The organism is Nocardia aobensis NBRC 100429, assembly GCF_000308375.1.
Lineage (GTDB): Bacteria > Actinomycetota > Actinomycetes > Mycobacteriales > Mycobacteriaceae > Nocardia > Nocardia aobensis.
Window position 1 is genome coordinate 58,773 of record NZ_BAFQ01000297.1, and the last position, 25,631, is coordinate 84,403.

22 protein-coding genes are annotated in these 25,631 nt (G+C 65.5%); 6 read left to right on the forward strand and 16 right to left on the reverse strand.

The features are described 5' to 3' along the window. Window positions 1–116: 116 nt before the first annotated feature. Both RJ03_RS33960 and RJ03_RS33965 read left to right on the forward strand, forming a co-directional pair. Window positions 117–818, forward strand: coding sequence for a hypothetical protein (locus RJ03_RS33960; protein WP_036511129.1), 702 nt, complete (start codon window positions 117–119; stop codon window positions 816–818). Continuing rightward, window positions 815–2,221: an NAD(P)/FAD-dependent oxidoreductase gene (locus RJ03_RS33965; protein ID WP_036511132.1), complete on the forward strand. Its 1,407-nt coding sequence runs from the start codon at window positions 815–817 to the stop codon at window positions 2,219–2,221. The genes RJ03_RS33960 and RJ03_RS33965 overlap by 4 nt, the downstream gene beginning before the upstream one ends. A gap of 312 nt (window positions 2,222–2,533) precedes the next feature. Here the strand turns inward: RJ03_RS33965 and RJ03_RS33970 are convergent, their stop codons facing one another. From RJ03_RS33970 to RJ03_RS33980, 3 genes are all read right to left on the reverse strand, one after another. After that, window positions 2,534–3,142: a hypothetical protein gene (locus tag RJ03_RS33970; protein WP_083871555.1), complete on the reverse strand. Its 609-nt coding sequence runs from the start codon at window positions 3,140–3,142 to the stop codon at window positions 2,534–2,536. A gap of 281 nt (window positions 3,143–3,423) precedes the next feature. Continuing rightward, window positions 3,424–4,896 (reverse strand): MFS transporter, encoded by a 1,473-nt coding sequence (locus tag RJ03_RS33975; RefSeq protein ID WP_051025641.1) that lies wholly within the window; start codon window positions 4,894–4,896, stop codon window positions 3,424–3,426. A 15-nt stretch (window positions 4,897–4,911) separates the two neighbouring features. Further along, complete coding sequence (locus RJ03_RS33980) at window positions 4,912–5,637, reverse strand: transporter (protein ID WP_232329623.1); 726 nt, start codon at window positions 5,635–5,637, stop codon at window positions 4,912–4,914. 590 nt (window positions 5,638–6,227) lie between these two features. Between RJ03_RS33980 and RJ03_RS33985 the strand changes: the two genes are divergently transcribed. Next, a complete protein-coding gene (locus RJ03_RS33985; protein ID WP_036511137.1) occupies window positions 6,228–9,443 on the forward strand; it encodes a protein kinase domain-containing protein in 3,216 nt (1,071 codons plus the stop codon). Window positions 9,444–9,737: 294 nt separating this feature from the next. On the opposite strand, the gene RJ03_RS33990 is transcribed toward RJ03_RS33985, so the two are convergent. Then, on the reverse strand, window positions 9,738–11,003 hold the full coding sequence (locus tag RJ03_RS33990; RefSeq protein ID WP_051025650.1) for a saccharopine dehydrogenase family protein: 1,266 nt from the start codon (window positions 11,001–11,003) through the stop codon (window positions 9,738–9,740). 412 nt (window positions 11,004–11,415) lie between these two features. Between RJ03_RS33990 and RJ03_RS33995 the strand changes: the two genes are divergently transcribed. Then, window positions 11,416–11,715, forward strand: a complete 300-nt coding sequence (locus RJ03_RS33995) for an FAD-dependent oxidoreductase (protein WP_157163597.1) — start codon at window positions 11,416–11,418, stop codon at window positions 11,713–11,715. A 380-nt stretch (window positions 11,716–12,095) separates the two neighbouring features. Here the strand turns inward: RJ03_RS33995 and RJ03_RS34000 are convergent, their stop codons facing one another. From RJ03_RS34000 to RJ03_RS34015, 4 genes are all read right to left on the reverse strand, one after another. Next, entirely contained in the window at window positions 12,096–12,722 is a 627-nt protein-coding gene (locus RJ03_RS34000; RefSeq protein WP_036511145.1) for a TetR/AcrR family transcriptional regulator, read from the reverse strand. A 118-nt stretch (window positions 12,723–12,840) separates the two neighbouring features. Further along, complete coding sequence (locus tag RJ03_RS34005; protein ID WP_036511148.1) at window positions 12,841–13,071, reverse strand: DUF3263 domain-containing protein; 231 nt, start codon at window positions 13,069–13,071, stop codon at window positions 12,841–12,843. 27 nt (window positions 13,072–13,098) lie between these two features. Then, window positions 13,099–14,145, reverse strand: a complete 1,047-nt coding sequence (locus tag RJ03_RS34010) for a phosphotransferase family protein (protein WP_036511151.1) — start codon at window positions 14,143–14,145, stop codon at window positions 13,099–13,101. Window positions 14,146–14,183: 38 nt separating this feature from the next. Then, the gene (locus RJ03_RS34015; RefSeq protein ID WP_051025642.1) at window positions 14,184–14,810 is read right to left on the reverse strand and encodes a TetR/AcrR family transcriptional regulator; all 627 of its coding nucleotides are present in this window, start codon (window positions 14,808–14,810) and stop codon (window positions 14,184–14,186) included. A gap of 238 nt (window positions 14,811–15,048) precedes the next feature. Here RJ03_RS34015 and RJ03_RS34020 point away from each other — a divergent pair, with 238 nt between their 5' ends. Both RJ03_RS34020 and RJ03_RS38905 read left to right on the forward strand, forming a co-directional pair. After that, on the forward strand, window positions 15,049–16,875 hold the full coding sequence (locus RJ03_RS34020; RefSeq protein ID WP_036511154.1) for an acyl-CoA dehydrogenase: 1,827 nt from the start codon (window positions 15,049–15,051) through the stop codon (window positions 16,873–16,875). Between the two features lie 520 nt (window positions 16,876–17,395). Beyond that, window positions 17,396–17,530: a hypothetical protein gene (locus tag RJ03_RS38905; RefSeq protein WP_281032306.1), complete on the forward strand. Its 135-nt coding sequence runs from the start codon at window positions 17,396–17,398 to the stop codon at window positions 17,528–17,530. Between the two features lie 376 nt (window positions 17,531–17,906). Here RJ03_RS38905 and RJ03_RS34025 read toward each other — a convergent pair whose 3' ends face one another. The 8 genes from RJ03_RS34025 to RJ03_RS34060 all read right to left on the reverse strand — a co-directional run bounded on the left by RJ03_RS34025 (window position 17,907) and on the right by RJ03_RS34060 (window position 25,600). Next, entirely contained in the window at window positions 17,907–18,560 is a 654-nt protein-coding gene (locus tag RJ03_RS34025; RefSeq protein WP_051025643.1) for a CoA transferase subunit B, read from the reverse strand. Between the two features lie 70 nt (window positions 18,561–18,630). Continuing rightward, window positions 18,631–19,380 (reverse strand): CoA transferase subunit A, encoded by a 750-nt coding sequence (locus tag RJ03_RS34030; protein ID WP_036511162.1) that lies wholly within the window; start codon window positions 19,378–19,380, stop codon window positions 18,631–18,633. 59 nt (window positions 19,381–19,439) lie between these two features. Beyond that, window positions 19,440–20,870, reverse strand: coding sequence for an aldehyde dehydrogenase family protein (locus RJ03_RS34035; RefSeq protein WP_036511165.1), 1,431 nt, complete (start codon window positions 20,868–20,870; stop codon window positions 19,440–19,442). Then, window positions 20,867–21,955 carry an NAD(P)-dependent alcohol dehydrogenase gene (locus RJ03_RS34040; protein WP_036511168.1) on the reverse strand — a complete coding sequence of 363 codons (1,089 nt, stop codon included), beginning with the start codon at window positions 21,953–21,955 and terminating at the stop codon, window positions 20,867–20,869. The genes RJ03_RS34035 and RJ03_RS34040 overlap by 4 nt, the downstream gene beginning before the upstream one ends. Window positions 21,956–22,080: 125 nt before the next feature. Continuing rightward, complete coding sequence (locus RJ03_RS34045) at window positions 22,081–22,785, reverse strand: class II aldolase/adducin family protein (RefSeq protein WP_036511171.1); 705 nt, start codon at window positions 22,783–22,785, stop codon at window positions 22,081–22,083. 13 nt (window positions 22,786–22,798) lie between these two features. Continuing rightward, window positions 22,799–23,461, reverse strand: a complete 663-nt coding sequence (locus RJ03_RS34050) for an MBL fold metallo-hydrolase (protein WP_036511174.1) — start codon at window positions 23,459–23,461, stop codon at window positions 22,799–22,801. Between the two features lie 32 nt (window positions 23,462–23,493). After that, window positions 23,494–24,594, reverse strand: a complete 1,101-nt coding sequence (locus RJ03_RS34055) for an alcohol dehydrogenase catalytic domain-containing protein (protein WP_036511177.1) — start codon at window positions 24,592–24,594, stop codon at window positions 23,494–23,496. Between the two features lie 16 nt (window positions 24,595–24,610). Then, entirely contained in the window at window positions 24,611–25,600 is a 990-nt protein-coding gene (locus RJ03_RS34060; RefSeq protein ID WP_036511180.1) for a cupin domain-containing protein, read from the reverse strand. Window positions 25,601–25,631: the final 31 nt, after the last annotated feature.

Genomic DNA, 25,631 nt, shown 5'->3' on the forward strand with positions numbered 1-25,631 from the left:
GCAGTGTGTCGCGACCGTCGCGATACGTGGTTGCACGTCGGCGTAGCGGGCGGTATCGCGAGCACGCCAGTGTGGAAGCCGCACGACATCACGGTCAGACTCGAGGAGGCGCGGCCATGCGCGACATATTCTTCGCCGCGGCGGACATCTGGATGATCGCCATCGGGCTCATCTGCGGCGCGAAATTCATTCGCGGCCAACACAATTATTTGATCGGCCTCGAGTGGATCATTATGGCGACATCAGGGACCAATTTTCTGATCTACGGGATCACCGGGGCGGGCACCGATTCCCCGATGCACCACATCGCCTTCTTCTTGGACGCGTTCTCGCGCTCGATCGGGTTCACGCTGATCCTGGTCCTCGGGTTGCTGGCCGTCACTCACAGGTACAAGCCCACGATCCGCGTGGAGGTGGGCGCCTTCGCCCTGGCCGCGATCGTCGGGTTCGTCCTGTCGGAGTTCGCCGAACAGGTTGGCACCCCGGGTAAGGTGTTCTTCCTGATCACCGCCCTCGCGACCTCCGGCTTCCTGTGCTATTTCGGATGGCGACTCTGGGAGTTCGGCGAGCGCGCCCATGCCGCGTGGGTGGCCGTCACCGTCGCGCTGAACGTGGTCGTCGCGTCGATCTACGACTTCTGGCGAATCCCCGGCGACGACGCCAACCACACCCTCTTCTACACCCTCGCGCTATTCGCGTGGGGTCTGGTGATGCTCGTCATCTACCGGTCGTATGCGGCCTTCGCTGTCCACAACGAGCGGGTCGACGCGGGGCTCGTCCCGACCGCCGCCCCCATCCGAGAAGTCGAAATCGCATGAGCACCACTGCGAATACGACCTACACCACTTTCACCGGCTGGATAGATCCGCCCACCGACCTGCGACCGCCGCTGACGGAGAACCTCACCTGCTCCGTCGCGGTCGTCGGCGGTGGACTCGCGGGCATGGCGACCGCGCTCCGCCTCGCGGAGCGAGGAGTGGACACCATCTTGCTGGAATCGGAGTTCTGCGGGCACGGCTCGAGCTCCCGCAACGCCGGCCAACTGGCAAGCGCGCCCGGCGGCGACATCCAGTTACTGAACTTGTTCTTCGGCAAACGGATGCCGGCGATTATCCGCCTCACCGAAAACGCCGCCGGCCACGTCGAGAACCTGATCGAAACCCTGGACATCGACTGCGACTACGAAGCCACCGGCAACGTCTTCGCCGCCGTCTCTCGCGGCCAACTGGGGCGGGCCCGGCGCATCGCGAAAATCCTCCGACGCGCTGGCGCCCACGTCGAAGAGGGCACCGCTCACGAACTCGGCATCCCGCCCAGCTTCCTCGGCGGCATGCGCGAAATCCAGGGCGGAATCATGAACCCCGGCAAACTCCTGCGCGGCCTGCGCAACGCGGTACTCGCCTCGACCGTACGTGTCTTCGAACAGTCGAAAGTCACTGACATCGTGCACAGCAACGGCACCGTCACCGTCGGAACACCCCGCGGCGTGGTCCGAGCCCGGAAGGTGGTGCTTGCCACGAATGTCTACGGGGGCGAGTGGGATATCACGCCGAAACGCCTGTCGTCGCCGATGTGGGTGACCGAGGTCGAGACCGAGCCGATCGCCCCGGAGCGGCTCGCCGCTCTCGGCTGGACCAGCCGATCCGGGCTCATCACCCAGCACAACATCATGGAGAACTACCGGCTCACCGCGCGCAACACCATCGTGTTCGGCGTGCGGCAAATCGAAGCTGCCGCGAGCTATCCGCTCCCCGTGCGCAGTCCCGACCCGGCGGTCGTGGCCGACCTCGCGAGTGCGTTCGCGCGGCGTTTCCCGCCGCTGGCGGACGTGGCGATCGACCGCGCGTGGGGCGGCTGGATCGGGATCACCTCGACCTGGCTGCCAGTGGCCGGGACGATCGGCGACGACGTCTACTACTGCCTGGCGTGCAACGGCCACGGGCTCGCCCAGGCCACGTATATCGGGTCGCTCATCGCGGAGCGGATCGCCACCGGCACCACCCCGGACGATCTGCGCACCATCTGGGTCGACGAACCGAAGTTCGGCCGTGTGGTCCCGATGATCATGGGGCGCCTCGGATTACGCGCGGCATGGGCCCTGGACAGGTTCAACGACATGATCAACGGCAGCAAGCGCAACGCACGCCAGGGATTCGCCGCCGCCTCGAATGGTGCGCCGGCCCCCGTGCCTATTACATCGCGCGCCGACAAGGCCAGTTGAAACGCGACAGTCGACCACCGGGCGCACTGCTCCAGCGCCCCGAGGCCTCCGCCGAATCATGGGCGACGGCTCACTCACCGCACGACATCGCTGTACTCCCGAATACCGTCCACTGAAGCACCACCGACCTGTACGCGGTCGGTGGTGCTTCAGTGGACGGTATAGCCGTGACGCAGCGGGCGGTCCCCTCTCGCACATCACTCGAACACTCGGTCGTGTCAGAGCCGACACGACCGAGTGTTCGATCCTCGGGAGTACGGCCCAGGAGCCTTACCCCACCGCGCTCATTCGGCCCGATCGATCAGATCGTGATCAGAGGTCTCCGTTGGCTTGTAGCTGCTGGTACTGCTGGATGCCGGTAGCGATTCCAACGGGCGCCCCGACCACGGCGCCGCCGACGATGGCGCCGAGTCCGCCGAGAGTGGCGGCACCGGCGAGACAGGCCGGGATACTCAAGACTCCAGCGGTGACCGCGATGCCGACAAGCCCCGGGACCGCGCAGCCGATGACCGCGCCGCCGACGCCGCCGGCCATGGCCCCGGCACCGGCCGCGAGGCCGAAGCTGGTAGCGACCGTGCCGAGCGCGGTCTGAATGTCGGCGTTCTTGTCGGCCGCAGACTTCGGCGTGTCGGCGTTGATCGTATCGGGCCGGGCGGTGTCGACCTTGCCGCCGGCCGAAGGCTGTGGGGCTACGGCATCCGGATTGCCGAACACCGTCTGTCTCTCGGCATCCGCGACAGAAACCTGGCCGCCCACAGCCTCAACCACGCCGAACGGGGTCGCGTTTGCGGCGGCGGCGGTGGCTCCATCGCCCGCGTACCGGATGCTCGGTGCGAGCTCCACAGACGCCGGTGGGCCAACAGGGTTCGCGGGTGCGGCGCCAGCCGCTTCGGTGCCGAGCGAGACCGCGGCCGCGGTCATAGCCGTAACGGTCATTGCTTTGACAATCGTCCGTTTCATCGGTTGATTGTTCCTTTCATTCCAATGGATTGGGGCGGCAGATTTGTTGCGCACGACGTTTCGGTTCGAGGAAAGAGTCGCCCGCCGATGACCGCGACTTGACAATTCAGATCGTCGGCCATCGGCGGGCGAACGTCAGCGGACAGCTCACTCCGGTGAAGGTGGTGTGTTCGATGTTCTCGGTACTCGTCGATCCGTTCCCGAGTAGTCGTTGCCGGCGAACGGTGTTGGTACCGAGCTGTTTACGCGATCGCCGCGCCGGTATCGAGGCGACGGCCGCCCCGCGCTCGCGAGATCACGAGAGTCGCGAGTACGGCGATCGCGAGGACGGCCGACAGCCAGTAGCCGATGCCGTACAGGCTCTCGGCCGCGACCTCGAGATGCGTACCGGGAATCTGGACCACGGAGACACTCAGGTCGCCGCTGACCAGCGCCGTGCCGAAAGCGAATCCAACGGCCATGAAAGTGCCGGCGACACCCGAGGCCATTCCTGCCTTCTCCTGTGGCACCGCCATCTGTACCGTGGTGAAGCCCGCCGAGTAGCCGACGCTGCAACCGAGTCCCATTGCGGCGGCGCCGACGAGGTAATGCCACTGCTGGTTGTGAGCCACAGCCAGCCAGGCAAGCCCGGCCGCGCTGATGAGGGCCCCGGCGACGAAGACAGGCACGGCGCGCCCGTTGGTGACGAGCCGATCGACCAGAGCACCGCCGACGAGGAAGGTGACCGCGAACGGAACCATGAGCCAGCCGGTCTGCAGTGCGCTGAGGCCCAGCCCGTAGGCGTCGGCCGGACGCAGCGCGGCAGGAATGATCTGCGTGTACGTGCTGACCAGTAGCAGGAAAGCGGCGTTGACCGCGGCGAACAGCGCGATGCACACGCATGATGCGCTGACCAGCGTGGCCTTCATCAGTGCCACATCGAATACGGCGTTCGCGGACCGGCGCTGCGTGCGCAACCATCCGGCGGCGCCGGCGATCCCGACGACCAACGGAATCAACGCCGCGCTACCCCACACCAGTCCTTGCGTCAGGGTCAGCAGGATTGCCGCGACCCAGCCGATCATCCACACCGTGCCGACGACGCCGATACGTCCTGACCGCTCGGCGGGCGGGTTGTGTGGAATGACCACCACCGAGCCGAAAGTCAGTGCCGCGCAGATGGCCGTGAGAATCACGAAAAAGCTCCGTAGCGACAAGTTCTCGACGATGAACCCGCCGCCGATCATACCGACGACAATGCCGACGCCGGTGGCGATGACAAGCACCGCCACACCGACTGTGGCGTGATTCTCGCCCAGACCGCGGCGGAGGAACCCGAGCGGCAGGAGTTGGGCCGCGCCGCCGACGCCCATGAGTACGCACCCGATCAGGAGTGCGGGATAGGAGCGTGCGATGACAGGGACGAGCGCTCCGCCGGCCATCAGCGCGGCGGCGACCACTGTCGCGATGCGATCACCGTACAGGTCGGCCAGTCTCGGCAGCAGAATGAAACCTGCACCGCCCCCTAGTGTCAGCAATGTGTAGAGCCACGTCGCGGCGGCCACCGATTGCAGGCCGTAGTGGGCCTGGATCATGGGCAGCAGCGGTGGAAGGACGAAGATGACCGCGTTGGTAACGACGACCATGAGAGCGCCGAGACCAATGAGCAAGGACTTGCGCCAGAGCGAAAGTTGCTCTGCTGCAGATTGTTTCGATTCGACTTGGGTTTCGGTCATGGTCAGGCTTCTTTCTCACTTCGGTGCTCGACGCAGCGCGGAGTGGTCGTCGCGGTCCACCGCGATCGGGCGGCGGCCGGACGTGTCGAACCGCTGGTTGTGGGCATCGAAGGCGGCGTACGCCCGGTAGATGACGAGCATCGCCAAACCCCAGGCGAATAGCGCCAGGCTGTAGAAGAGGGTGTGGTTGGCGTCGTCGCCGGGGATTCGCCAGAAGTCGTAGATCGACGCGACGACCACGTTCAGCGCGACGGTGACGGCCACCCACGCGGCATGGGCGCGCTCGCCGAACTCCCAGAGTCGCCATCCGAAATAGCACAGGAAGCCGGAGGTCGCGAGGGCGGTGATCAGGAAGAACACCTTGCCCGGCGTACCGATCTGTTCGGCGAACTCCGACAGCACGAACCCGAGCACCGCGGCCAAGGCGAAGGCCCCCACCTCGACACCGACCGAAGGCTTGTACCCGTGGGTCACCACCAGCAACCCCAGGACCAGAATCAATGTGAATCCGATCGAGCGCGAGAACGCGTCGAAGAAGAAGGCAACGTGATACATCGGAGAGCCGGGGCCCGCTTTTGTCATGCTGTAGATCAGGAAATTGGTCCCCGATGTCGCCATGACGAGCCACTCGAGTCCGATGAGATAGTTCCGATAATTTCGAATGAATCGGACCCCATAGGTCAGCCCGGTGGCGATCATCCATATGTCCGTGGCCAGGAATAGTAGGTCTCGGATAGCCATGGCCCGTCTCCTTGAAATGTGATCTGTATCTCGTGCGGAGATCAGGGTCGCGCAGCGGGAACGTCGATCGCTACGCCGACCTGCACCATCTGTTCGGACGTATGCGACAGATTGCACCGCAGACGGGTGTGAAATGCGACATATTCGGCACTGGGGGCAATCCGCCCACAGACCTCCGATCGCCACCGACTCCAGAACTCACCCGCTTCGTCGCAATGATCGGTGGCGGACTCACAGGGACGGCAACCGTCAGCGGCGATGTCGACACCCCCCCGGGACCGAGGACGGTGCCGAATGCGGTGTATCGAAGGTCGGCGGACCTGCGCCGACGGCCGATTACGACTCGCTGGGATCGACAGCTTGCGCAGGGAGCGGCTCGACCGTGGCGGTGGCCGCGACAGTGGCGTCTTTCAGCAGGATCCACATCGTCAGCCGCTCGGGTGTGCGAGTCGCGTGGATGACCGGCTCAGCTCCCCATACTCAGTGGTGAACCGAAGTGGCCGGGCGGCAGCCGGAAATCGGACGGTCTCCTCCGACGTCGTCGGCGGCGATAGTCTGGATCTACCTGCCGGCAATCTGACGGGTAGCCGATGGTCGAGAGCGATCCGTTCAAGACTCAGCGTGATGGTGTCGATGTCGTCACGGAGCTCGACGCTGCGGGTTTCGCGGAGGCGGAAGAGATCGGGCGGGGTGGTTTCGGGCAGGTGTATCGGTGCACCCAGCTCGCCGTCGAGCGCACCGTCGCGGTCAAGGTGCTGACCGGCGAACTCGACGAGAATCGGGAGCGCTTCCTTCGCGAGCAACGGGCCATGGGGCGGCTGACCGGCCATCCCAATATCGCGGGGATGCTCGAAGTCGGCGAAACCTCCGCCGGTCGCCCGTACCTGGTGATGCCCTATTACGCGCGTGGTTCGCTCGATGACCGCATTCGTCGCGACGGCCCGTTGCCGCTGCCGCAGGTGCTGCGTCTGGGCGTGAAGATCGCCGGTGCGCTGGCGACCGCGCATCGCGCCGATGTGCTGCACCGCGATATCAAGCCGAGCAACATCCTGATCACCGACTACGACGAACCCGCGCTGACCGACTTCGGCATCGCCCACATCACCGGCGGATTCGAGACCTCGGCCGGCACGATCACCGGGTCCCCGGCGTTCACCGCACCCGAGGTGATCAGTACCGGCGCCGCGAGCCGAGCCTCCGACGTCTACGGACTGGGCGCCACCTTGTTCGCCGCGCTGACCGGACACGCGGCCTTCGAACGCCGCAGCGGCGAGCAGGTCGTCGCGCAGTTCCTGCGCATCACCGAGCAACCCGTCCCCGACCTGCGGGAACGAGGTTACCCCGACGACGTGTGCGCGGTGATCGAGGCAGCGATGTCCCGTGATCCCTCCCACCGGCCCACCGCCGAGATGATCGGCGAACAACTCCGCCGTGTAGAGCACGATCACGGCTTCGCCGTCGACGAGATGCCCGTTCAGCATCCCTCGGACGCCGAGCACAGGCCACCACCGGTCGCAGCGGGGACCACCGCCGGGAACCTGCCGCTGGAATTGACCAGCTTCGTCGATCGCCGCATCCAGGTAGCCGAGGTCAAGAATCTGCTGGCAGGGGCTCGTCTTGTGACCCTGACCGGGATCGGCGGTGTCGGCAAATCCCGGCTCGCCCTGCGAGTCGCCCACAAACTCACACCGGATTTCACCGACGGTGTGTGGCTGGTCGAGCTGAGCGAGCTCCGCGACCCGGCGCTGGTGGCCGAGAACGTCGCCGCCGCCCTCGGCCTGCAGAACCGCGGTGCCGGCCGAACACTCGACGTCCTCATCCGATACCTGGGCAGCAAAGACCTCCTGCTGGTACTCGACAACTGCGAACACGTCATCGACGAGGCCGCGAAACTGACCGAGTCGCTGCTGCGAACCTGCCCGGGCGTGAGAATCATGGCGACCAGCCGCGAGGCCCTGGGCATCGGCGCCGAATCGGTGTATGCCGTTGCACCCCTTGGTATTCCAGGCCCGGCCGGTAGGCGGTCCGCTCGCGACGACGCGGTCACCCTGTTCGCCGAACGAGCCGCCGCGGCCGTGCCGGGATTCGCGGTGACCGAACGCAATCGCTCCACCGTCACCCGCATCTGCGCCCGGCTCGACGGCCTGCCGTTGGCGATCGAACTGGCCGCCGCACGGCTGCGCACGATGTCACTCGACCAGATCGACTCCCGTCTCGACGACCGATTCGCATTACTGACCCGCGGCAGCCGCGGCGCACCGAAGCGACAGCAAACCCTGCAATGGTGCATCGCCTGGAGCTACGACCTCTGCACGACAACCGAGCAACACCTCTGGGAGCAGCTTTCGGTTTTCGCCGGTGGATTCGAACTCGACGCCGCCGAACACGTCTGCGAAAGCGACCTCGACGACGCGGAGTTGCTCGACGCGGTGGCCGCCCTGGTGGACAAGTCGATCCTGCTCCGCGACGAGACCGACGATGGTGTCCGGTTCCGGATGCTCGACACCGTCCAGCAGTACGGCCGGCAGATGGCCGAAGCACGCGGCACCTACTCGGAGACTGCCCGGCGCCATCGTGAGTGGTGCGAGCAGATGGCCCTCAACGCCGAGCAGGAGTGGATCGGCCCGCACCAACCGGCGTGGATCGCGCGACTGGAACGCGAGCTTCCGAATCTGCGAAAAGCATTGGAGTTCACCCTTTCCGAGCCGAACGAGGGCGCTGCGCACATTGCGAGCACGCTCTATCTGTTCTGGGCATTGGGTGGCCGGCTCAGCGAAGGCCGCCGCTGGCTGGAACGCGAACTCGCCCAGCCCATTCGATCCTCGCCCATACACCGGGCCAAGGCGTTGTTCGTCGCCAGCTCGATGGCCGGGCTACAGGAAGACATGCAGACTGCTTCGGTAAAGCTACGGGAACTCGCGAATCTAGCCGACGATACAGCGGATCCGCTGGCCAAGGCGCTGGTCTCCCATGCAGAAGCCAATATCTGTCTTGCCGGCGGCGACGTCGAGCTCCGGCGTGCGAGCGACCTTCTGACCGAAGCGGTCGCCCTGTACACCACACTCGGTGAGCCCGGCTTGCAGCTCGATGCCCAGATCTCCCTCGGGTGGAGTTATGCCCTTCGGGGCGACAGCGATCGCGCACTTCCGCCGCTCGAGCAGGCACTGGCTGTCACCGATTCAGCCGGCGAAGTGATGCTCCGATCATGGGCGATGTTGGCCGCGGGTTTTGCCCTATGGCGACAAGGCGATATCGGCGCGGCCACACACATGCTCCAAGCCGGAATCCAGGCCGCGCGCCAGGTGAACGACCCCCTCGTCGCGGCGGTGTGCTCGGAAACCCTGGCCTGGACAGCAGCACAGCAGCACCATTACCGCCGCGCGACGGTTCTGATGGGCGCCGCCGACACATTGGGACACGCCGCCGGAATCTCCGCCTTCATACTCTCGGACTTGCAGATCCATCGCGAACAGGCCGAGCGAGCCGCCCGAACAGCGCTGGGCGCCCGAGCATTCGAGGCCGCCCGCCAGGAAGGCACCGCGATGAACCTTCACACCGCGGTGGCCTTCGCCCTGAACGAGAACTCGTCGACTACCCCATCGGCAACGCCACCGGCACCATTGACCAGGCGCGAGCGCCAGGTCGCAGACCTCGTCGCCGAAGGTCTGACCAACAAGGCGATCGCCGCTCGACTGGTGATCTCACAACGCACCGCCGAAGGACACGTGGAACATATTCTGACCAAACTCGGCTTCACCTCCCGCGCCCAGATCGCGGCATGGGCCAGCAGCCACAGCGCAACCTGAATCGCAGCGCGACGCACCGCCGAGCTGAGCGAACGAAAACGTTGACATCAAGCGCGGCGCGCGCGAGGCCAAGGAAGCACGCGAGGCCTGACCAGAAGAAGGTCCAGCCAGGCGACACCAGCTTTGTCGCGCTGAATGCGAAAACGTCGTCGGCGACCGGGTGAGTCGGACAGCGTTGAGCCGATGCCGATGGTCGATGTCCTCGAGGTGAGGTCTTTTCTTAGCCGCACCGGACTCGCTGCGTCGACCTCACCGCCGGCTACGGCGAGAGCCGATATCCGCGATACCCGACTGTCAGTGCGTGACGTCGAGGATCTCGTTGCGCGGCGTGCCGACGCGTTCCAGGGCTTTGTAGAAGTCCTCCGGGGCGGCCCAGTCTTCGGGCGTGAAAACTCCTGCGCGGGTTCCGGGTTCGGCGTCGAGTGCCACGACCATGAATGCGGCACAGCAGGTTCCGGTCGCTGCGGCCATATCGGTGAACAGGTAGGTGCCGGGGCCGCTCACCGGGGTGCGGCGGCTGACCACGTGGGGCAGGCCGTTGCGGAGGCCGGTGACCTCGACCTTCACGGCGGACTTGTGAGGGAAGGTGTGGTTGACTGCCGCCAGGGCGAGGAACTTGACCAGTTCGGTGCGCGTCGCCTCTCCGGTGCGCACGAGATTCCCCACTCCCGATAAGGCGTGGCGCCAGCCGGCTACGCTGCCGAACCCGCCTGTCAGCACCGCCTCCGCGAAGTCGATCGCGTCTTCCATCGAGATCTTGCCCTTCTGCACGGCCAGACCCAGACCGCGAACGAGCCCGTTGTAGGGAGCTGGATCCAGTCCGCCGAAACAACGAATATTCTTGGCATCCGGGTACTTTCGTGGCAGTGTCACCGGCTCCGGGTGGGCGGTCTCGTGCATCAGGGTCAGCCCCAGTCCGGCGCCCAATTCGGTCCAGCGGGTCTGCACCCAGGACTGATGCATCGCGGGTCCGCCGTTTTCCCATGTCAGGCACGGACCGGCCGCGACTCGCAGCATATGGTCGAGGACCGCGCGGCCGATGGCTCCGCGCTCGTCGCCGATGACCCAATACAGGTCGATGTTTTCGACGACGTCGAGTTCGGCGGCCGCGTCGGCGGCCAGGACGTTGGTCATGCCCGGTGACAAACCGCAGCCGATGTACATCGGCACCCCGGCTGCTTCGGCCCGTTCGTGCAGCGACAGGGCGTGCACGGTGCTCTCGATGTCGTCATCGAAATCGAGATACGGCACCTTCGCCTCGAGACACGCTTCCAGCACGGGACCCGCGGTGCGGTTGTACGGTCCGGCCCCGAGCACGACCAGCGCGGCCCCGTCGATGGCGGCACGAAGCCCCCGCGGGTCGTACAGGTCCAGCCGCGCGGCGGTAGCCGTCCCTGCCGGCAGCTTTTCCAGCAGTGGCTCGAGCAGCTCGGCCCGCAGGTCATAGAGCGCGAGCTGCCAGTCGCCGCCCGCGACGGCGAAGCGTTCGATCGCCAACCGGCACATCTCGCCCGCGGCGCCGATGAACACGACCCGTCTCGTGTTGCTGTTGTGGGCCATGGCCCTCTCCATCCTCTTGCTCACGCCTGCTCATGGCGACGCATATGGGTTCTGTCGGCGTGTCAGCGACCGCCGACGACACTTCAATTTCGAATTCAATTCGACTTTATGGCGATCGGATGAGGTTGTCAACGCCTCCATACTCGCGATATCCGCCACCTGGCGAGCCTTGGGCAACCCGGTGTGGACAACCTCAAATTCCGTTACTAACAGGTAAATTATTGTTTCTATCGTTCGCCCGTTCGCGACCAAGGCGCCCGCAGCTACATCCGTTGGCGAGGCTAGAATCGGTAACTAAAATCGAATTTGATTCGGTTTTTGGCCTCGCATAACCTCAGCAGCCCGGCGATGGATGACAGCCCGGAACGGAGAAGGTCATGGCAGGCAATCGCCGAGACGTAGACGTAGCGTCGTGGGTACCGGGCTCTCCGGACTCACGGCAGCGTTACGGTTGAGCCGACGAGGGCTCTCGGTGCGGGTGCTCGAGGCCGGCGACCGTGTCGGAGGTCGCACGCTCACTCTCGATGTCGCCGACGGGGTGATCACCGAAGGCGGCGGGCAGCGGATCGGCGCTCTGCATACGCGGACGTTCTCGCTGATCGATGAACTCGGCCTGTCGACCTTCCCTACCTACACGGCGGGCAAGACGATCTACCTGCGCAACGCCAAGCGCCGCACCCACACCGGCACAGTCCCGCCATTGCGCCCATGAACTTCGCGCAGACACAGCTGCGGCTCGAACGAATAGCGAGGGGGCTGGGCCCGGCTTCACCTGGAGCGACGACATCCTCGACGACCCTTCCGCACGCCGCGCCGCATTCCTGGCCGAACTGACCACCCTCTTCGGACTCGAAGCCGGGCAACGCATCCGATTCCTCGAGCAGAGCTGGAGCGATGAACCTGAATCACCGGATGCGTCAGCACCCGCGCACCAGGGGTGATGACCAACTACACCAACGCCACCCCCAAGCAGGTGCGCAATATCCACTGGACGGGCACCGAAGCAGCACCGGAATTCGAGGGCTACCTCGAAGGCGCGATCCGCGCGGCCGAGCGTGCGGTCGACGAAGTCTGCGCCACGCTCTTCTACGATTACACGTACGTTTCGAGATACGCGTCGATAAAACGCCGCGCCTCTTTCACAACAGCGTCGTCGCCGGTTCGGGACTGCCGGAACGCGACATCGAACAAGCGGTTACCCGCCTCGAAAACGAGGTCCAGAGCGAGCGGTGGCGTATCCGCCCGCAGCCATTTCTTCTCGAATACCAGACCTCGAAGTTGCTCCGCCTGTTTTCTGTCGAATGCCAGCGCCAGATCGCTGATCGCCGGATTGCGGCCGGAAAACCAGAGTTCGACGAAACCCGGGTGCCCGCGGAAATAGCTCAGGTAGCCGTCGATCATGACGTCGATCGCCTTGCGCAGGCTGCGGGGCGCGGACCTACCACTCCAGACGGCGCCGAGCCGCTCCTCGAGCTGCGTCAAATGCCTTTGCAAGAGCGCGATTTCCAACTGATTGCGGTCGACGAAGTAGTGATAAATGGACGTGATCGGAATACCGGACCGTTCACTGACCGCCTTCAAAGTGGTGGCTTCATACCCATTTTCGCCGAACAGAACGTCGGCGACATCGAGAATGGTCCGCACACGCTCGACACTGCGACGCTGCACCGGCGCTGTACGTGTCGCTGACGGAACCGATGCCGACTGTTTTTCGAACACAATTCGAAATCGTATCATTTCGACCGCGCACAACGATCAGCCCCCGCGCACACGACGCACTCGTCACATCGCGATTATCTCGCCGTTCGATGCTGCCGACGATGCCCGAGCTTCGTTGTCACGACGTCTCGACACTGGAGCGCGCCAGCCGTTCACGGCACTGTTCGCGCAACGCCCCGAGGGTCGATCCACCGAGTACGCGGGCGGCTGGGGTGCGAAGTAACCGCAGCAACCGGACGTGGAACTCTTTCGGCCGCAGCCCGAACCGGATGAACGCTTCCTCGTCGTTGCCGCCGTACGGTACCCAGGCGCAAGCGAATTCCAGCATGTCCGCGTCGAACCGGTTCATCGCCACCCGCCTGCGATCAGACAGCAGTCAACAATCTGCATACGTGTCGACCCCTATCGAATCGGCTATACTCCAGGCCTTCTCGACGAGGACATCGATGGGATCGAATGTTCGCGTCGCCTGGCCCGCCATGTTCCACGGGTCGTTGATCGCGCCGCCCAGCACTCCTTCGCCGATGATCGCGAGCTTCCACAACCCGAACGCATGCCAGTACTGCAACACGGCCGGGTCGCGCCCGGTCTCGTCCAAATACACCCGTGCGATCTCAGCTCGCGTAGGAAACCCCGCCAATGTCGACGGCTCGAAGTCGCCGCCCATGGTCTCTCCCGGTTCGGGCCAGTAGGTGAGCAGGGCGCCCATATCCGCCACCGGGTCACCCCCATCCGATAGTTCCCAGTCCACTACCGCCGCGACTTCTCCGGTGGTTCTGGAGAAGATCACGTTGGGGAAGTGGAAGTCACCGTGCACCAGGCCGGCCTCGTGTTGCTCGGGCGCAGCGGCGACCAGCCGACGCGTGAGCGCGTCCAACAGCGGGACCTCACGCCTCTTGGACCGTTCCCATTGCGCGGACCACCATGCCAGTTGGTGATGAACATAGGGTTGCTTGCTCGCCAGATTCTGCAGGCCCACCCGCGTGAGATCGACGGCCGCTATCTTGGCGAGAGTTCGCGGCATCGATAGAGCGATACCGTGGCGTTGTCGATGCGTCAGCGCCTCGGCCGCGTTCATCCTGTCCACGACCAGCCCTTCGACGAATTCCATCAGCACCAGCGGTTCGCCGTGACGGGTTGTCACGCCGATGATTCGAGGCACGGCGACACCGGTGTCCGTCAGCGCGGAGATGATCCGAGCCTCGCCCACCACACCGTGGGCCGACGCTCCCGGGCGCCCGCGTGGCGGCCGGCGCAGCACCCAGGCCCGGCCTACCGCATCGGTGATCCGATAGGTGAGATTCGACTGCCCGAGGCCGATCCGGCGACACCGCAACGGAGCCGCGTGTTCCACGCCGAGATCGACCAGCCAGCGCACCACCACCGCCGGATCGATACCGGCGATGTCATCTGCGCCATCCATCGGACTCGTCTTGTCGTATGCGGTCGGTGCCGTAGCCGTCACGGCTCACCGCGGTCTCGGCCGGAGCCGCCGGGCGCCCCGAGACTGTCGAGGATTACCATCGCCGCACGTTCGACGTGGCGCTGTCGGCGCTCGTCGACGACGTCCTGAATGTCCAACGCCCAGTGCGCTTCGAACAGGCACACCAGCGCGTATGCCGCGGCCGAGACATCCTCGCCGGACACTTCGGGATAGCGTTCGGCCAACGCAGCTTCCAACTCGGGCAGCCAACGCTCGGTCCACAGGTCGTGCAGGCGCCGGCGCACCGCCGGATCCCTGGCGCTCAAGGCCACCAACTCGGCCCACACCACCATGTCGTCGCGGCTGCGGTAGGCGCCGGGAGCGTAGGCCGCCGTGACACGCTGCCGCAGCGGTAGATCAGCATGACGGCGCACGATCTCGGTACCCATCGCACCGACGACGTGATCGATGAACGCGCCGATCAACTCGTCGCGAGATCCGAAGTAGTGCAACACCAGCGTGCGTTGCAGACCGGCGGCTTCGGCGACCTTCGAAAAGGTGACACCGGCCAGGCCGTCCCGCACGACGACGGCGTATGCGGCTTCGAGTATCTCCGGAATCCGTTCCTTCGCCTTGCTCGGCCGCCCGACTTGATTTACCGTCATGACAGTTAATTTATCAGGGAAGCGCCATTCGTGTACGGAGGCCCGCCCTCGCCGACGCCCGCCAGCGTCCGCCGGGCTCGGTCATGCCGGCACGGACGGCCTCCCGCACATTGCCGATGGCCGCACGGAAGACGTCGTGCGCCATGCACATGCCGATTTCCGGCGCGATAGAGCACGACTGCGCCGCAAGTGTTTCTCCCGCCCGACCGTGGCGGGCCGATCGAGAGGTGAGGGTCCGGTGGGCCATTACAAGAGCAACGTCCGCGATCTGGAGTTCAACCTGCTCGAGGTCTACGGCCTCGACGCCGTACTGGATTCCGGGGCCTTCGGCGAACTGGACAGCGAGACCGTGCGGACGATGCTGGCCGAGGCCGCCCGTCTGGCCGAGGGGCCGGTAGCAGAGCCTTTTGCCGAAACCGACCGTAACCCACCGGTTTTCGACCGGGAGTCGCACTCGGTACGCATCCCGGAACCGTTCAAGCGGGCAGTCCGGGCGTGGCAGGACGCGCAGTGGTGGCGGATCGCCCAAAGCGAGACAGTCGGTGGTGTGCCCGCACCGTCGATGCTGAACTGGGCGATCAGAGAACAGGTCCTCGGCGCCCAGCCCGCGGCCTACATGTACCTGAGTGGTCCCTTGACGGCGAACGTACTCGCCGACATCGGCACCGAACAACAGCGGCGATGGGCAGCGAAAGCTGTTGAGCGCAACTGGGGCGCGACGATGGTGCTGACCGAACCCGACGCCGGCTCCGATGTCGGGGCGGGCCGCACCACAGCGACCGAACAGCCCGACGGCTCCTGGCATCTCGAGGGCGTCAAGCGCTTCATCACCTCGGCCGACTCCGACGACCTTTTCGAGAACATCATGCATCTGGTGCTGGCCCGGCCCCAGGGCGCCGCGCCCGGCACCAAGGGACTGAGCCTGTTCCTCGTCCCCAAATTCCACTTCGACCACGACACCTGCGAACCCGGCGCACGCAACGGCGTCTTCGTCACCAACGTCGAGCACAAAATGGGACTCAAGGCGTCGGCTACCTGTGAAGTGACCTTCGGCGGATACGATATCCCCGCGGTCGGCTACCTGGTCGGCGAGGTCCACAGTGGCATCGCCCAGATGTTCAAGATCATCGAAGAAGCACGAATGATGGTCGGCACCAAAGCCATCGCGACACTGTCGACCGGCTACCTCAACGCGCTCGACTACGCGAAAACCAGAGTCCAAGGCACCGACGCGGCCCGAGCCACGGACAAGACGGCACCGAAGGTAACCATCATCCATCACGCCGATGTACGCCGCTCTCTGATGATGCAGAAGGCCTACGCCGAGGGATTGCGATCGATCTACCTCTATGCCGCCGGCCACCAGGATCCCGCCGTCGCCCGCCACATCTCCGGCGCCGACGCCGACCTCGCCGCCCGCGTCAACGACCTCCTCTTGCCCATCGTCAAAGGCGTCGGCTCCGAACGCGCCTACCAGTACCTCACCGAATCTCTGCAAATCTTCGGTGGTTCCGGATTTCTGCAGGACTATCCGATCGAGCAGTACATTCGCGACGCCAAGATCGACTCCCTCTACGAAGGCACCACCGCGATCCAGGCCCAGGACTTCTTCTTCCGAAAGATTGCCCGCGACAACGGCATCGCCCTGACGCACGTCCTCGGCCAGGTCCACGCCACCGTCGGATCCGACTCCGACCACGGGCGGCTGAAGAACGAGAAGATACTGCTCAGCCACGCCCTCGAGGACGTACAAGAGATCATCGGCAAACTCACCACCCATCTCCTGGACGCCGCCGAACAACCACGCGAGCTTTACAGAATCGGCCTGAACTCCGTCCGATTCCTGCTCGCCGTCGGCGACCTGCTGGTGGCATGGCGCCTCATCGTCGCCGCCGAAACCGCCCTCACCGCAATCGAAACCGGACAGGACACCCCGTTCTATGCCGGCAAGGTCGCAGTAGCCTCGTTCTTCGCCCACTCCGTCCTTCCCCACGTCACCGCCGAACTGGCAGTGGTGTCAGGCACGGATCTGACCGCGATGGATCTCGATGAAGCCGGATTCTGACAGAGAACAGTCACCACTTCTCCGAACTTCGAGATCCGCGCACCGAACTCACGCGATACAAGTGGACCACCACAATCACCGAACTACAGTTGGTATTCCGCTTCAACGACCAGACGGCCGCCACGAAACTCGTGACACCACATCGGAGAAGTGGTCGTTCCGATCCTCAGCAGGTTGAGAACGCTTCTGTAGTGTTCGACGTCGCCCCGGATGCGCTGGGCATAAGGTGAACACGTCGTCGTCGCCCCTTGGCCGTATATCGGTGTGCGAAACGCGCTGATGTTGGCAAAGTGCCTTTCATCGTGGCGCGGCGGGGGGAATGATCAAGCGGTCGTAGATCGATTGTGCGCGCCGACCCATCTCACCTGATCGGCGGTCTCGCGCAGCGCATCCCAGTCAGTGTCGTGGTGACGTTCCTGCTCGCCATAGCCCGTGTACGAGTAGACCTGCCAGGAAGACCGCGACACTGACATGAGCCACAGCCGATGATCCGGCCGGGTCTCGCGGCCGATTTACCGATATGACTCTCGCACTCGCCCTACCGGTGGTCGCCACCGCGACCGACCCGAGCCTGCTCCTCGACTTCGTCAGCATCATCATCGCCGACCACCTCGACCGCGGCGAATCCACCTGCGACTACACGGTGGAACCGTGAGCATCCTCCTCCCGGTACCGCGGCGCGACTGGGCGACGGCCACGCTCGTCACGCCTCGTCACTGTGCCGCAGTCAAAGTCCGGGTCGTCCCCTCCGCATCGAGTTCGACGTACGGGACTGCCACATGTGCGCCCGGCCACTCAGCGCTGACGAACACCACGACGTGCCATAGCCCGTGCGCGCCACCCACGCGAAGCACGACCTTTGTCGAGAACCTATCACCACGCACGAATCAGCTACTCACACAATCACCCATATAGCCTCTCCCCCACTCACCACATATCACTCACCCACATATCTCCCCCTCACACCACGCATTCACAATGTCCCGTAGGAGCTCCCAGGCGTCATCTCGGCAGCGGACGGATTACCTGCCTCAGATATGTCTCTGTATCTGCGGATCGACGACCAGTTCGGCACCGGTCGCGGCGGCGATCTCCCGGATGGTGACTTGGGGCGCGAGCTCGCGCACCACCAGCGAGCCGTCGCAAAGATCGATCACACCGAGTTCGGTGATGATCCGTTGCACGACAGCCTTACCCGTTAACGGGAGTGTGCAGTGTTCGACGATCTTGGCGCCGCCATCGCGGTCGGTGTGTTCCATGATCACGATGACGCGCCGGGCACCGTGCACCAGATCCATGGCACCGCCCATGCCTTTGACCATCTTGCCCGGCACCATCCAGTTGGCCAGATCGCCGTTTCGAGAGACCTGCATACCACCCAGCACCGCGGTGTCGATGTGTCCACCGCGAATCATGCCGAACGACAACGCCGAATCGAAGAACGACGCCCCCGGATTCACCGTCACGGTTTCCTTACCCGCATTGATGAGGTCGGGATCGACCTCGGTGTCGGCGGGGTACGGACCGGTTCCGAGGATTCCGTTCTCCGAATGGAGCACAACCTTCACACCTTCGGCAAGGTGGTTGGGGATCAAGGTCGGCAACCCGATCCCCAAATTCACATATTCACCGTCGATCAACTCGGCCGCTGCGCGGGCCGCCATCTGCTCACGAGTCCAACTCATTTCGAACCTTTCCCGGCACGAGTCGGACACTGCGTATCTGTGCTCGGCCACCTGCTGCGCACCTGCTCGTTCATGCCGATACGGTCCTCTTCTCGATTCGTTTGTCCTGCACACCGGTATGGACGATGCGCTGGACGAATACGCCCGGCAGATGGATCTGCGCCGGGTCGAGTTCACCCGGCTGCACGAGCCTCTCGACCTGCGCGATCGTGATGCGCCCCGCCATCGCGGCGAGCGGGTTGAAGTTCATCGCGGTCTTGTTGAACACGAGATTGCCTTCGATGTCACCGATTTCGGCGTGCACGAGGGCGAAGTCGGCCATGATCGCTTCTTCCAGCACGTAAGGCCGGCCGCCGAACTCGCGAATCTCCTTGGGCGGTGAGGCGACAGCGACCGAGCCGTCGGCGTTGTAACGCCACGGCAGTCCGCCCTCGGACACCGGAGTACCGACGCCCGCAGGGGTGTAGAAGGCGGGGATTCCGGCACCTCCGGCGCGCATCCGCTCCGCGAGTGTGCCCTGGGGTGTCAATTCCAGTTCGAGTTCTCCCGACAGATATCGGCGCGCGAACTCCTTGTTCTCGCCGACATATGACGCGGTGATCCGTCGAATTCTTCCACCCGACAACAGGATTCCCAGGCCCCAGTCATCGACGCCACAGTTGTTCGAGAAGACCTCGAGGTCGGATACACGTCGAGCCGACAGGGCGCTGATCAATTCGTTCGGGATGCCACACAGGCCGAACCCGCCGACCACCAGCGACGCCCCGTCGGGAATATCTCCGACGGCCTCGTCTGCGGAGCTGGACACAATCGTCGCCATTCAGGCACCGAGCCTTTCGTTCGATCGGGGTGACGTCATATCGCTGTGGGTCGTGTCATCTAACCGACGGGGTGGACGAGGTGTTTCAACTCCTGGAACTCCTCGATCGCTCGATGCCCGTTGAGGCGGCCGAGCCCGCTGTGCTTGAATCCCCCTTCTTCCATCTGGTCGAAGGTCATCCCCCACGTGTTGGTCCACACCGTGCCGGCATTGATCCGGCGCGCCACGCGCAGCGGCCGGTCGACGTCGCGAGTCCATACCGAAGCCGCCAGGCCGAATCGAGTCGCATTGGCCCGTTCCACGGCGTCGTCTTCGGTGTCGAATACCTCGAATGTCGCGACCGGTCCGAAGACTTCGTCCTGGACGATCGGTGTGGACAGATCGTCGACTTCCAGCAGCGCGGGCCGCAGGAGCGCGTCGGTCCCGACCGGGTTGACCAGACCACCCCGGACCAGCACAGTGGAGTAGCCGGCTGCCTCGGCGACGACGCGATCGACCCGCTCGGCCTGGGCCCGCTCGATCATCGGCCCCATGTCGCTTCCGGTGTCGGTTCCCGGCCCGACCCGGACGTCCCGTAACGAGGTCGCGAGCCGCTCGCGCAGTGCATCGGCGAGTCCGCGCTGGACCAGGATGCGGCTGCCGGCCATACAGAATTGGCCGGCGAAGGTGGTGATGCCGGCGGTGAGAACCGGCACGGCAGCGTCGAGGTCCGCGTCGTCGAAGACGATCATCGGGGTTTTGCCGCCGAGCTCGAGTGACAGGCGTTTGAGCTGCGGGGCCGCGGCGGCCATGATCGTCGCCCCGACCGCCGTCGACCCCGTATAACTGATGACGTCGGTCTTTTCGTCGGCGACCAGCAGCGGTGCGCCGTCGTTCCCGGATTCGGTGAACGCGTTGACAACTCCGGCGGGCACGGAGTCGGCGAGCAGTTCGTAGAGCAACCCGTTGGTCAGCGCTGTCTGCGCCGGCATCTTCATCGCGACGGTGCAGCCTGCCGCGAGTGCGGGGGCGAACGATCGAACCGCCAGGATGATCGGCGAATTCCACGGCACGATCACCGCGGCGACGCCGAGTGGCTGCGGCAGCAGCATCGAGTAACTGCCGGGGGTGATCTCGGCGGCACGGCCGCAGTCGGTGAGCGCGAGCGCAGCGTTGTAGCGCAGCTTCGGGATGGTCGAGTCGACCTCCATCGCCGCCTCGGCCAGGACCTTGCCGTTCTCCCGAGACAGCAAGTGCACCAGTTCGTCTCGTCGCGCCGACATGGCATCGGCCAGGGCCAGCAGAACCCGGGAGCGCTCGTGCCGGTCGTGAGCCCAGGCGGTGTGGTCGAAGGCTCGCCGGGCGGCATCGATCGCCGCGCACGCGGTGACCGCGCCGCCGTCCGCGAAGGTCCCCAATGGTTCGCCGGTGGCGGGGTCGTAGCTGGTGCCGACCGCGTGGCCGTCGCGCCAGTTGCCTTCGACGAGGTTGCGGGCGTGGGGAAGAGTCATGATGCCTCGAATCGGATGACGGGTTTGACGGTGATGCCGGATCGGGCGTCATCGACTGCCCGGGAGAGCTGTTCGGGTGGGTAGAAGCGCATCAGCCGGTCGATCGGCAACCGCCCGGTGCGATGAAGGTCGATCAGCGCGGGGATGAAGGTGGTGCGGTCGCTGCCACCCTCGGTGACGCCCAGCAGTGTGCGGCCGTCGATGAGGCCGTTGACGTCGACCTCGATGCGTGTTCCCGCGGCCGGTGCGCCGATCACCGCGACCACTCCTCCCGGCCCGACGGCGCCGACGGCCGCTTCGAGAAGTGTTGGTACACCCGTCGTTTCGATGATGTAGTCGAGACCGCGCAGCTCGTCGACGCTCTCGGCGAGCACAGTGGCACCCAACTCCTGCGCCAGAGCCGAACGCGCGGGCACCTTGTCGACGACATGGATTTCGGCCACGCCACTCAGGCGGGCGGCCATGACCGCCGCGAGTCCGACCGCGCCGGCGCCCAGCACGGCGAGCCGTTGCCCCGGTTCGGGTTTCAGCAGATTGAGCACCGTACCCGCTCCGGTCTGGATGCCGCATCCGATCGGTGCGTAGCGGGCCAGTTCGTCGTCGCTGTCGGCGTTCACCGGAACCACCGTGTGCGCCGAGACGATCGCGTGTTTCGCCAGCGACGATTGCCCGAAGAATCGCCCGCCGATCGGTATTCCGTTGCGGTGGTGCACTATCGGGGTGCCGTCGGGACGGGCGGCGGCGAAGTTGCGGGCGAAGTAGTCCGGGCACCGGGTCGGGCGTCCGGTGCGGCAGCGTGCACAGCTGCCACAGGAATCGAAGGAGAGCACGACCCGGTCACCGATCGCGCAGGTGGTGACACCGGGTCCGACGCGTTCGACGACACCGGCGCCTTCGTGCCCGAGCACCGCGGGCAACGGTGTGGGTAACCGTCCCGCGAGTACGGACAAATCGGTATGGCACACGCCGGTGGCGACCATCCGTACCAGCACCTCGTCGGGGCCGGGGTCGTCGAGAACGACCGGCTCCCAAGCGAAGTCGCGGGCTCCGGGATACGCGACAGCAGCAGTGGTCTCGATAGGCACGACAGATTTCTCCCAGCATGTACGGGTAATGGAACGGATCGGCGAAGGCGGAATTACCAGCTCCGGAGACGAACGTCTCGGTCCTCGAGTTTCAGGACACGACCATGGTCACTGTGTCCTGTTCACTACTTCGTTTCATCGACGCCGTCCGGAAGATGTCTGGTCAGGTAGCGCCAGCCCGCGGCCAACTGCGCGGGGTTCCAGACCTGCTCCTGCTTGAATGCGATTTCGGCGTCATCGGACCAGATCCTGGGTCCACCCGCGGCTTCGGCGAGAAGCTGTGTGCGACAAGCACGTTCGAGCAACACCGCATACATGACCGCGGTCGCCGCGTCCGGGCCGACGGTCACCGCGCCATGGTTCGGGATGAGGACGGCGTGTGCGTCGCCGAGTCGGCGAGCCAGTGCGCGACCGAGTTCGGGAGTGGCGATGAGGGCGCCGGTTTCGGTGAATCTCGGGAGCTGCGGCGCGGTGAACGGCACGGCGTCATGGGAGATCGCCCGCAGTTCCCGGTCGAGCGAGGCGAAGGCCGCGAGAGTCGGCGCGTGGGTGTGCACGACGGCGCCGACGTCCTCGCGGGCGGCCATGATCTCGGTGTGGATGGCGTATTCGAGGTGGCGGTTGCCGGCCCCGTCGAGCACGACGCCGCCGGGTGAAACGAGCACAACCCGGTCGCGGTCGATCTCCTCGAAACCCCAGCCCGAGGCCTTCATCCACGCGCCGTTGCCGTCGGGGTCGCGGACCGAGGCGTGGCCCCACACCATGTCGCCCAGACCGGCCGCGGCCAATGCCGCGGAGGCCTGGACGACGGTAGAACGCACCTGCTGCATCGCTTGTCTCTTCCTACAGTTCGCGGGGTTGTCCGTGTTCGAGGACGACGACGGTGGTGTCGTCCGGCGAGAGGTTGGTCAGCAGGCCGTGATGGAATTGCCGGTGCATCGGCGCGAGTCCGGCCTGGTGGATGGGGATCGCCACGCGCGGAGCGACCGCGCGGACGTAGTCGACGGCTTCGGCCGCCTTCATCCACGGCCCGGCCGCGGGAACCAAGAGCACATCGACCGGCACGCCCGGCGGGTCGAGCGCGTCGCCAGGATGCAGCACGGTCCCGCCGACGAGGTAGCCGTTGTTGTCGGTGCCGGGCAGATCGGGATGGATGCAGGCGTGGCCGCCATCGCCGGTCACGGTCACCTCGATTCCGCGCAGCGTCACCGTGTCGCCGGGAGCGACCACGTGCGTGCGGGTGGGTGCCGGGCGCGCATCGCCGAGGGCGGCCGCGGCGTCGGCGCTGAGCACCACCTCGGCGTCCGGATTGGCCTCCAGCAGGGCGGCCGACCGGGCGGGATCGAGGTGGTCGGGATGCGCGTGGGTGATCAGGATCAGATCGAGGTCACGGAGTTCCTCGAAGCCCTGGGAATAGGTTCCGGGGTCGAACAACACCCGGACTGTCGCGCTGTCATGGGGTAATTCCACGAGCACGCAGGCGTGGTCGAAGTGAGTTATGCGCATCGGCAAGACCTTTCGGAGGGTGATTCACCTGGTCACGGATTGACGACGGTCATCCACGTGGGTTCGCTGCGCTGCTGCATCGCGTGCACCGCGGCGGTGGCCTCGGCCAGCGGGAATCGCTGGGTGATGAGCCGGTCCGCCGAGAGCGTGCCGTCGGCGAGCAGACTCAGTACCTGCAGCGCGTCGTTGCGGGTACACGCGCGGGTGCCGACGAAGCGCCAGCAGTTGACCATCATGGCGATCGGCGGGATCGGCAGCGGGGTGCGATTGCCGCCCATATGTGCCAAGGTGCCGCCGGTCCTCAGGGCGGCCATGGCCTGGGCGGTGGCCGGCCCGTCGGGGATGTAGTCGACGACCGCGTCGGCGCCGTCGGGTGCGAGCCGGCGCAATTGCTGGGAGAGTGCGCCGGTGTTCGCCCAGTCGTCGGGCAGTTCGTCGAGCGCGACACTGTCCACGGTGACTCCCCCGGCGAGTTCGGCCACGGCGTCGAGGCGTTCGCGGCTGCGGCCGACGAGCAGCAATCGGGCGATGCCCAGGTGTTTGGCCAGGCCGATCGTCGCGGTGCCCATGGTTCCGGTGGCTGCGGTGACCACCACGGTCGCGGCGGGAGTCAGGTCGACGGACTTGAGGATTCGCAGGGCGTTGGCCAGGTCGTGAACCTTGGCGGCGACATCGAAACCGATGGTGTCGGGCAGCGGGTCGAGCAGCCAGTGCGGGACGCGGATGTATTCCGCCAGGCCGCCGTCGTGGTATTCGGCGTAGAGCGGCATGGGGACACTGGAGAAGGCCGCGTGGCCGACCATCGCCTGCTGCGCGCACATCATGTCGCGGTCGGTGCGGCAGTAGACACAGTCACGGCAGTTGAGGTTCGGATGCACGCGCACTCGGGCGCCGATGTCGATGCCGCTCACGCGATCTCCGAACGCGACGACCGTGCCGGCGGCCTCGTGCCCGAGCGTGGTGGGAAGGTGTTTGAACGCTCCCATCGCCAGCAGGGACATCATCCCCGGGGCGAGACCGGCGGAGGCGACCCTCACCACGACGTCGAGCGGACCCGGTTCCGGGATCGGAATCCGTTCCAGCACAATCTCGGTGGAACCCTGGTGCGCTCGGGCGGCGAGCATGGTGTTCATCGTCGAACTCCTCGGGTCAGGCGTGGACGGCGGCGAGCCGTTCGGGGGTGTACGGATCGGCGGTGCGGGAGGTGTCGGCGACCTGGGGCAACTCGCGATGCGACTGCATCCGCACATAGCGGCACCCGTGTTCGGCGATGTCGGCGTGCGCGACGCCCAGTGGGATACGGACGAAATCGCCGGGATCGAGATCGACGATGCCCCGCTGAGTGACCAGGGTGCGCGTTCCGCTGATCTGGTACTGGATCTCGTCGGCATCGAGTGTGCGCAGGTAGCGCCGCGGAGCTTCGTGGTTCGCGGCGTCCAGTACGGCCGTGCCCAAGCGGAATTGGTCTGCCGCGTACAGCCATTCGGTGCCGGGCCGTTCGCCGACGGCCAGCACCGTCATGCGCTCGCCGGTGGCGTGCACACGATCGAGAATCAGCTGTTCGTCGGCGCCGAACACGGCGATGTCGTGTCCGACCGATCCCATGCACTGGGTGACGGCCTCGTTCACGGCGGAGGGCTGCCAGCCCTCGAAAGGCGGGAACACAGGTTCGGAAGTGCGCACCGCAGAAGTGAGTTCGCGCACGGGGGCGGCGGTATAGAACAGCAGGTGGCTTTCCGCCCGGCCGTAGTTGTCGTGCGCGACGCCGCGCGGAATGCGCGAGAACTCCCCCGGACGGTGTTCGATGACCCCGCGCTCGGTCATGAGGGTGCGTTCGCCGGCGATCTGATAGGAGATCTCGTCGACATCGCAATTGCGGTGATAGAACGGCTGCCGATTGTCCATGGTCTGCCACTCGACCCGCATCCGGTCGTTCTCGTAGACGCCGCGCGGCGGCGCGAACGGAACCGCCTCGTAGGCCTGCGGGTAGTGCACCACCGTCAGCGGCGGCTGATCGCGCCAGAGTTTCATCGGGAACTTGCCGGGGTTCGGCGCGGACAGCAGCAGGTGTTCGTCGCGTTCGACGCTGGTCAGCAGCTGGTCGGATGTCATCGTCGCGATGTCCTCGATGACGTGCATGGAGACCTCCTTGTCTCGTGAGTCGACCGGG